This is a genomic window from Vibrio sp. YT-18, from assembly GCF_033337345.1.
In the GTDB taxonomy this organism is placed as follows: Bacteria; Pseudomonadota; Gammaproteobacteria; order Enterobacterales; family Vibrionaceae; genus Vibrio; species Vibrio alginolyticus.
Genome location: NZ_JAWOQO010000319.1, coordinates 1 through 1,000, shown reverse-complemented (window position 1 = coordinate 1,000; position 1,000 = coordinate 1). Strand labels below are relative to the sequence as shown.

Below are 1,000 nucleotides of genomic sequence, written 5' to 3'. Positions count from 1 at the left end.
TAATAATGGCTATCTAAGGCGTGACTGGAAACAATACCGATTTCATTACGAATAAACAACTTTTACAGCATGTATAGTAATGTGATTTATCTCATCTCGTTCGTAGACGTTTGCAGTAACCACACGAAAGCCTGACTGTTCTAGTTCCGTAATCAAAGATTGTTGTGAAGATACATGTCGATAAACATGGTCATTTTTGGTGATTTCGTAGCTATTACTGTCTTTGGCACACAAGCTGCTCACAAAGAAAACGCCATTTTCAACCAAAGAATTATAGATATGACCTAGAAAAGTATTCCGATCTTCACCAATGATGCAGTGTAAACAGTTTCCGTCGATCACCACATCATAGATCTCTGGAATCTCAAGCGTTTTCTCGGTCAAGTCCGCGACGTAAAACACCCCTTGATTGCCAGTATCTCTCGCTTTTTCTTTTGCCCAAGATATGGCAGTCGGTGAAATATCAATACCTGTTACTTCAAAGCCTAATTTAAAAAATGCTCGACAGTGATGCCCTTCGCCGCAGCCAACTTCCAAGAGTTTGCCAAAAGTCGGAGCTCCTTCTAGCTCAGTAAAGCGCTGAACAAGAATGGCTTGCGACATGCGCTCATTGCCTCCCCATCCTTCCCAGCCCTCTTTTCGGGCTTGAACATACATATCCTCGTGGACATGGTAGTTCGATCTCATATTCATCCTTGATAATTCCTTACGTTAAAGCGCTATCGACCTATCAATACATTACGGGTTGTACGACTCAACATGTTCATGTACTGCGTGCATTATCGACGCTTTAATATCCTTTAAATATTTCGCGTGCGGGCACCACATTGAAAGCGGCAGCTTCATCCCTTCTAGCATTAGGTCGATACTCACAGGCTCGATACCTTCTGCTTTAAACTTAGGCTTGGTTAATGCCTTGGGTAGCCACGACCACCCTAACCCCTCTCGCACCATATTGATGACAACGGAGAGCTGATCGACTTGCTCATTATTGGCTGAA

Annotated in this window: 1 protein-coding gene and 1 pseudogene; both read right to left on the bottom strand. The window is 43.2% G+C overall.

Annotation, left to right across the window (positions count from 1 at the left end; all coding sequences use genetic code 11):
• Positions 1 to 45: 45 nt before the first annotated feature.
• Complete coding sequence (locus R7M72_RS26280) at positions 46 to 693, bottom strand: class I SAM-dependent methyltransferase (protein ID WP_318056616.1); 648 nt, start codon at positions 691 to 693, stop codon at positions 46 to 48.
• 45 nt (positions 694 to 738) lie between these two features.
• Positions 739 to 1,000: pseudogene (locus R7M72_RS26275) on the bottom strand (LysR family transcriptional regulator); the annotation flags it as partial.

Bases quoted from the DNA above. Each gene is read 5' to 3' on its own strand.
- R7M72_RS26280 (WP_318056616.1), bottom strand. From the start codon at position 693: ATGAATATGAGATCGAACTACCATGTCCACGAGGATATGTATGTTCAA.